The organism is Paeniglutamicibacter sp., from assembly GCF_046714615.1.
Lineage (GTDB): Bacteria > Actinomycetota > Actinomycetes > Actinomycetales > Micrococcaceae > Paeniglutamicibacter.
On record NZ_JBKKAP010000093.1, the window covers coordinates 22,971 to 30,983 of the forward strand.

Annotated in this window: 5 protein-coding genes; 4 read left to right on the forward strand and 1 reads right to left on the reverse strand. The window is 69.2% G+C overall.

Going from position 1 to position 8,013, the window contains the following annotated elements; all coding sequences use genetic code 11:
- Positions 1-5 precede the first annotated feature (5 nt).
- On the reverse strand, positions 6-782 hold the full coding sequence (locus ACLQ7E_RS11520) for a 4'-phosphopantetheinyl transferase family protein (protein ID WP_411732713.1): 777 nt from the start codon (positions 780-782) through the stop codon (positions 6-8).
- A 119-nt stretch (positions 783-901) separates the two neighbouring features.
- On the opposite strand from ACLQ7E_RS11520, the gene ACLQ7E_RS11525 reads away from it, so the two are divergent.
- From ACLQ7E_RS11525 to ppk2, 4 genes are all read left to right on the forward strand, one after another.
- Positions 902-1,222 (forward strand): hypothetical protein, encoded by a 321-nt coding sequence (locus ACLQ7E_RS11525; protein ID WP_411732714.1) that lies wholly within the window; start codon positions 902-904, stop codon positions 1,220-1,222.
- Positions 1,223-1,571: 349 nt separating this feature from the next.
- A complete protein-coding gene (locus ACLQ7E_RS11530) occupies positions 1,572-5,375 on the forward strand; it encodes a Pls/PosA family non-ribosomal peptide synthetase (protein WP_411732718.1) in 3,804 nt (1,267 codons plus the stop codon).
- The gene (locus ACLQ7E_RS11535; RefSeq protein ID WP_411732715.1) at positions 5,372-6,796 is read left to right on the forward strand and encodes a M1 family metallopeptidase; all 1,425 of its coding nucleotides are present in this window, start codon (positions 5,372-5,374) and stop codon (positions 6,794-6,796) included. Before ACLQ7E_RS11530 ends, ACLQ7E_RS11535 begins: the two co-directional genes overlap by 4 nt.
- Before the next feature lie 150 nt (positions 6,797-6,946).
- A complete protein-coding gene (gene ppk2 / locus ACLQ7E_RS11540; RefSeq protein WP_411732716.1) occupies positions 6,947-7,831 on the forward strand; it encodes a polyphosphate kinase 2 in 885 nt (294 codons plus the stop codon).
- The last annotated feature ends 182 nt before the right edge of the window (positions 7,832-8,013 follow it).

Below are 8,013 nucleotides of genomic sequence, written 5' to 3' on the forward strand. Positions count from 1 at the left end.
TGCTCTCAGGCTGTGGCCCCGGGAGCCCAGACGATGCTGCCCAGCAGGGAGCTTGGCAGCAAGTTGCCACGGGTGTCTGGTGTTCCCGAATCAAGCTCAATGGTTTGGGTACCTTGGTCGCCGAGCAACCGGTGGCGTCGGTCCCCGGCAACCACGGGGATTCCGTCCTCCCCCGCCAGCCCGTCACCGCTGGCCTTGGCGACCGCTTCCTTCAGGGCCCACCACCTGGCCCGAAGGTTCCGCCGCTCGGGTGCCGCCAGCGATTCGAGGTGCCTTCGTTCCGCCGGCGCGAAGGCGTAGTCCTCCAACAGTTCGCCGTCCCCGGAGGCAAACGCCGGATCACTGGAATCCGCCATGTCCACCCCGAGCAGGTCGTTGCCGGGGGCCAGTGCCAGCAGCACCCAGCCCGCGGTGCGCGCATAGGATAGGGAGAAGCCCTGCCCGCGCCCCGGCAATTGGAGTCGGGGGTTCCCATGCGACGTCGAGGCGCACTGCGGGCAGTGTTGGGTGAGCTCGAGCTCCCCCGGAAGCACCGGAGGCATCTCCAGGCCCTGGGGCATCGCGCGATTCAACACATCCGCCGCCAACACCCGGACCAGGACCCGTCCTGCGACGAAGTCGTTGCGGGGCCGCCCGGCGACGTATCCCCCGGCACGGGCCAGTTCCGCGGGGTTGAGTCCAACCTCGGGGTGCGCCGCGGCATCGGCCAGCGGGGCCGCAGCCCACCATGGCGGGGTCTGCCGCGCATCGGCCTTGGGTGCTGTTTGCCCATGCATCAGCATCTCCGCCTCCCTCTGTCATTGTCGCCGGGTTTCCCTCACCGGTACCGGCTGCATTGAGTATTGCGCATCTGGGATGATTGCAGGAATCGAGGCATCCGCTTCCACCTCCGGGACACAACATGAACGAGATTGAACCAGCTGCGTACAAGTTCACCACGGCATCGGGCAGCCTCTACCTGCTGGACGTCACGGACGGCGTCACCACCCTGACCCGGCTGCCCGGCGAATTTCCCCCAGAGGTTTCCCTCGGGGATTCCCCCGCGGCCTTGGTGCGGGACGAACACGCCATTTTGGTGCAGCGCATCCTGCAATTCGGCGTCGGCCGCAACGGCATTTTCGTCCTGGACCTGCGCCGGGACGGTATCCCGACCATCAGGGCCACGTCCCCGATCCGCAGCATCGAGAAATTGGCGGGACCCACGGAATCCGCGCGCGGATGAACGACACTCCCGGATTCGTGAGGCATCACACGGCCATGAATGCGCATGTGACGCACGATCACAGCGAACCCTGTGACCGGCGTCCCTTGGACACCTTCCGTTAACCTTTCACGGTTACGGTAACCCCGTACGTGCCGACCGGGCGGTGGCGGACGCCTTGTTGGTGTGCCGCCGGACCATGGTTGGGCTCCATCGTCCTGGCCCGTCCCCCTACAGGGGGCCGGCCGAGCACCACTTTCAGAAAGCCACAGTGGAACCGACTCCCAGCATTTCCGACAATGGAACCACCGCCCCCTTGTTCCTGCCGCAATACCCGGGCAGCGACTTGGCACCGACGCCCCGCACCCTCATGGATATCCTTGAGGCCAGTGCCGTTGCCCACCCCGAGGCCCCCGCCCTTGACGACGGCGAGCGCTCGCTGACCTATGCGGATCTGCTCGTGGCCATCGACGAGACGGCCGAACGCCTGCGGGCCGCCGGACTCGGTGCCGGGGACCGCATCGGCATCCGCGTCCCCTCGGGCACCCGCGACCTCTACATCGGCATCCTGGCCACGATGAAAATCGGTGCTGCCTACGTCCCCGTCGATGCCGATGATCCCGAGGAACGTGCCCGGCTGGTCTTTTCCGAGGCCAAGGTTGCAGCTGTCGTGGGCGAAAAGGGCGCGATCACTTCCCTGCGCGAGCGGGCGAACCCGGAGCCCTCCCGCGACGCCGGACTGGACGATGACGCCTGGATCATCTTCACCTCCGGATCCACCGGAACCCCCAAGGGCGTTGCCATCACGCAGCGCTCGGCAGCCGCCTTTGTCGACGCCGAGGCCCGGATCTTCCTGACAAGTGAGCCCCTGGGCGCCGAGGACCGCGTGCTGGCGGGGCTCTCCGTGGCCTTCGATGCCTCCTGCGAGGAAATGTGGCTGGCCTGGCGCCATGGCGCCTGCCTGGTGCCCGCCCCGCGCGCGCGGGTGCGTTCGGGCATGGACCTGGGCCCCTGGCTGGTGACCCGCGGGGTCACCGTCGTCTCCACCGTCCCCACGCTCGCCGCCCTCTGGCCCGCCGAGGCCCTGGAAAACGTGCGCCTGCTGATCTTCGGCGGCGAGGCCTGCCCGCCCGAGCTTGCCGCCCGCCTTGCCGTTCCCGGGCGCGAGGTCTGGAACACCTACGGCCCGACCGAGGCCACCGTCGTGGCCTGCGCCGCGCAGATGGACGGCACCGATCCGGTGCGCATCGGCCTGCCGCTTCAGGGCTGGGACCTTGCCGTCGTCGACGCCTCGGGCTTCCCGGTGTCCCCCGGGCAAAGCGGGGAACTGATCATCGGCGGCGTCGGACTCGGTCGCTACCTTGACCCGGTGAAGGACAAGGAGAAATACGCGCCCTTCGAGACCCTGGGCTGGGAGCGCGCCTACCGCTCGGGAGACCTGGTGCAGGCGGACCCCGAAGGCCTGGTGTTCCTGGGCCGGATGGATGAACAGGTCAAGCTCGGCGGCCGACGCATCGAACTGGGCGAAATCGATGCGGCGCTGCAGTCCCTGCCCGGGGTCTCCGGCGCCGCTGCAGCGGTGAAGACCACCGCCGCCGGAAACCAGATCCTCGTCGGCTACCTGGCAGCCGACCCCGACTACGACACCTCCGCCGCGCGCGGCCGTCTTGCGGACATGCTTCCGGCACCGCTGATCCCGCTGCTGGCAATCATCGACACCCTCCCCACCAAGACCAGCGGCAAGGTCGACCGCAACGCGCTGCCCTGGCCGCTGCCCGGCGCCACCGGAACCGGCCCCGCCGGGGTCCTTCCGGAGATGGACGGGGACGCGGGCTGGGTCATTGGGCAATGGACCCGGGTGCTGGGAACCGAGGTAGGGTCCCTGGATGCCGACTTCTTCGCCTCCGGCGGCGGTTCGCTCTCCGCCGCCCAGCTGGTCTCGGCCCTGCGCGTGCGCTACCGCACCGTCACGGTGGCCGAGATCTATTCCCACCCGCGCATCGGCTCCCTGCTCGAGGCCCTGGGCACCGGAAGCGACGAACCCACCGAGGTTCGCGACGTGGAGCGCACGACCCGCCGCGCCCAGGTCTTCCAGACCCTGATGGGCATCCCCACCTTCATCCTGGTGGGCATGCGCTGGCTCGTGTACCTGGCCGCCGGCAACAACGTGCTCGGCGCCCTGGGCGTATTCACCGACGCGCCGCGGCTCTCCTGGTGGGCGGTTGCGGTCCTCTGGCTCGTCTTCGTTTCAGCGCCCGGGCGCATGGCGCTTTCCGCGATCGCGGCGCGCACGCTGTTGCGCAACCTGAAGCCCGGCAACTACCCGCGCTCGGGCAAGGTGCACCTGCGGCTGTGGATGGCCCAGCAGATCTCCGACCTGGTCGATCCCGTCTCGCTCGGCAGCGCCCACTGGATCCAGTTCTACGCCCGCGCCCTCGGCGCGAAGATCGGCGCCGACGTCCAGCTGCACTCGATCCCGCCGGTCACCGGCCTGCTCACCGTGGGCCGCGGCGCCAGCATCGAACCCGAGGTCGACCTCACCGGCTACTGGATCGACGGGGACCGGGTCCATGTCGGCACCATCGAGGTCGGTGCCGATGCCACGGTCGGGGCACGCAGCACGCTGATGCCCGGCGCAGTGGTCGCCGACGGCGTGGTGCTGGCCTCCGGCTCCGCCCTGGCCGGAACCACCAAGGCCTTCTCCGCCTACTCCGGCTCGCCTGTAGAACGCAGCGGCAAGGCCAAGCCGTCCTGGCCGCAGGAGCCCCTGCGTACCCGCCGGGTGCGCAACGTGATGTTCGCCGTGGCGTCCTCGGCCCTCGGCGCCATTCCCCTGCTCTCCATCCTGGGTGCCATCATCGCGGCGTCATTGCTCTTGCGCGGCCAGGCCTCGCTGCACGAATCCCTGCTCCGGCTCACGCTGGCCGTCCCCGTGGCCGCGCTGGTGTGGTTCGGGCTCAACATGCTGTTCGTGCTGGTGGCAACCCGCCTGCTGGGCATCCGCCTGCGCGAGGGCTGGCACCGGGTCGACAGCCGCATCGGTTGGCAGGTCTGGGCCACCGAACGCCTGCTCGACATGGCCCGCGACCTGCTCTTCCCCGTCTACGCCTCGCTCTTCACCCCCGTCTGGCTGCGCCTGCTCGGTGCCAAGGTCGGACGCAATGTCGAGGCCTCCACGGTGCTGCTGATCCCCAAGATGACCACCATCGGCTCGGGTGCCTTCCTGGCCGACGACACCATGGTCGCCACCTACGAACTCGGCGGCGGCTGGATGAAGGTGGGCCGGGCCAAGATCGGCAAGCGCGCCTTCCTGGGCAACTCCGGCATCGCCGGGGCCGGACGCCGCGTGCCGCGCAACGGCCTGGTCGCGGTGCTCTCGGCAACCCCCGCCAAGGCGAAGGCCGGGACCTCCTGGCTGGGCAGCCCGCCGGTGCGCCTGCGCCGCACGGCGGTGGCCTCCGATGACTCGCTCACCTACGCACCGCCGCTGCGCCTGAAGTTTGCCCGCGCCCTGTGGGAGCTGTGCAGGTTCGTGCCGGTCGTGGTCACCGTCGGCGTCGCCGCCCTGGTGCTGGCACTGCTGGACTTCCTGGCCGCCGAATACGGCTACCTTCCAGCGGCACTGCTCAGCGGCGCCGTGATGCTGGCAGCCGGTGCCGTCGCCGCCACCTCGGCGGTCGTTGCCAAGTGGCTGCTGGTCGGCCCCATCCGCCCGGGCGAACACGCCCTGTGGAGCTCCTTCATCTGGCGCAACGAGGTCGTTGACACGTTCATCGAAATGGTCTGCGCCCCGTGGTTCGCCCACTCGGCCGCCGGCTCCCCCGCCCTGGTCTGGTGGCTGCGCGCCCTGGGCGCCAAGATCGGCCACGGCGTGTGGTGCGAAAGCTACTGGCTGCCCGAGGCCGACCTGGTCACCCTCGGAGACTCCTCGACCGTCAACCGCGGCACCGTGGTCCAGACCCACCTCTTCCACGACCGGGTCATGGCAATTGATACGGTGGAACTCTCCGCCGGATCGACGATGGGCCCGCACGGGGTCATCCTGCCCGCCGCCTCCCTGGCGGCAGGCGCCACCGTGGGCCCGGGTTCGCTGGTGATGCGCGGAGAATCCGTCCCCCCGTCAAGCTACTGGATGGGCAACCCCGTCCAACCCTGGAGCCAGCCGCGCGCATGATTCACACCCCACCGAACGACACCGAGACCCTGGCCCCCTTCATCCCGGATGCCTACGTGCCCCGCTCCGGCAGCGCCGGCTACCGCGTCACGCACTACGACCTGGACCTGGATTGCAAGCTCGGGGGCAACCGCCTCGACGGGCGCGCCACCATCACCGCCGTGGCCCAGGCCGAGCTGAACCGCATCAGCCTGGACCTGTCCGGGCTGCGCGCCTCGCGCTGCCAGGTCAACGGCGCCAAGGTTGCCCGGTCCACGCAGAAGGCCGGCAAGCTGGAGCTCCACCTGGTGACCCCGGTGCCCGCCGGGGAGCAGTTCACCGTGGAGATCCGCTACGGCGGGGTCCCGAACGTGCGCGATGGCATCTGGGGCGAGGTCGGCTGGGAGGAACTCACCGACGGGGTGCTCGTGGCCGGGCAGCCCAACGGGGCCCCCACCTGGTTCCCCTGCAACGACCACCCCAGCCAAAAGGCGTCCTTCCGCATCAGTGTCAACACCGATGCCGGGTACCGCCCCGTCTGCAACGGGCAGCTCGTTGACCGCCAGCGGCGCTCCAGCCGCGAACGGTGGACCTACGAGGTCAACGAGCCCATGGCCACCTACCTGGCGACCCTGCAGATCGGCCGCTACGAGCTGCGTTCCCTCGCCGGCACCGAGGCAGGTGCCGCCCCGCTGGGCGGACGCCACGCGGGTGCCCCGACGCCGGTGCCGCAACTGGTTGCCGCGAACACCTCCCAGTTGCGCCGGGCCGGCTCCGCGTTGGCCGACCAGCCGCGGATGATGGAAACCTTCATCGAGGCCTTCGGCCCCTACCCCTTCGAGGACTACACGGTCGTGGTCACCGAGGACGACCTGGAAATCCCGCTGGAGGCGCACGGGATCTCCATCCTGGGCAACAACCACCTGGCCCCTGGCTGGGAGCAGCAGCGCCTGATCGCCCACGAGCTGTCCCACCAGTGGTTCGGCAACTCGCTGACAGTCGGCACCTGGGAGGACATCTGGCTGCACGAGGGCTTCGCCTGCTACGCCGAATGGATCTGGTCCGAGGCCGCCGGCGGCCCGAGCGCCGATGCGCGCGCCAGGGAGGCCTGGGCGATGCTCGATTCCCTGGAACAGGACATCACCATCGGGGACCCCGGGCCCAAGGACATGTTCGATGACCGGGTCTACAAGCGCGGCGCCCTGACGCTGCACGCCCTGCGGCTTGCCGCGGGAGACCGCGCCTTCTTCGCGATGCTGCGGGCCTGGACCGGGGCCCGGCGCCACGGGACCGTCACCTACGCGCTGTTCCGCGACCACGTCGACGCGCACCTGCCCACGGCCCTGACCGCCGAGGCGTTCCTGGAACCCTGGCTCTTTGGGAAGGCCCTGCCGGCGTTGCCGGCCCCGGCGGCAAGTGGACGCCCCAGGGCCACGGCCTAGCCGCTGTCCCCGCCGCCGGGCAGCCCTGCGGCGGGCCGGCCCGCGGCACCGTCCGACCGGCTTTTGCTCCGGGTGTGACATGGTCGCCAATCCCCCTCCCGGTCCCCCAATGTTCATCTTCCGTTCACCGTGCCCGGATACGGTCACCCCATGCAAATGCTTGATTTGGCCGCCCACGGCTACTCCGTCCGCGACGACGACGACGACGATCCGGTGTTGTTGACCTCCACCGGCGAAGTGGTGGACACCTGGCGCGAGGACTACCCGTATTCCTCGCGCATGGACCGGGCACAGTACGACATGGAGAAGCGGCTGCTGCAGATCGAGCTGCTCAAGCTACAGGTCTGGATCAAGGCCACCGGGCGCCGGCTGGTGGTGCTCTTCGAGGGCCGCGACGCCGCTGGCAAGGGCGGAACCATCAAGCGCTTCACCGAGCACCTGAACCCGCGCGGGGCGCGGGTGGTGGCGCTGGAGAAGCCCAGCGAGCGCGAGTCCACCCAGTGGTTCTTCCAGCGCTACATCGCCCACCTCCCGGCCGCCGGGGAAATGGTCCTCTTCGACAGGTCCTGGTACAACCGCTCCGGAGTCGAACGCGTCATGCGCTTCTGCACCCGGGAGCAGTTCGACAGGTTCATGCACCAGGCCCCGGCGTTCGAGCAGCAGCTGGTCGACGACGGCATCACCCTGGTGAAGTTCTGGTTCTCGGTTTCCCGCCGCGAACAGCTCACCCGCTTCACCATCCGCCAGATCGACCCGGTGCGGCAGTGGAAGCTCTCCCCCACCGATCTGGCCTCCCTGAACAAGTGGGATGCCTACACCGAGGCCAAGGAGGAGACGTTCCGCAGCACGGACACCGAGTGGGCCCCGTGGACGGTCGTGAAGTCCAATGACAAGAAGCGCGCCAGGCTCGGGGCGATGCGCCACGTGCTGAGCCTCTTCGACTACGAGGGGAAGGACCACGAGCTGGTGGGCACCCCCGATCCGCACATCGTCGGGCCCGCCGCCGCAGTCGTCGCCGACGGCGAAGAGTTCTAATCCCCCGGTCGTTCAGGGACTTCCCGTCGAGATGCGTTGCGCGGCTCGATATCGTATGCCTCCTTGCGCTTGCCTTCACCGGTTATGCCGATGTCGTGGTTATTCCGATAGCGGGGGCTGGATGACTGCCACTGCTGGGGTGTGGCGGGCGAAGTTCGGCATAACTGGCTGGCCTATAGGGC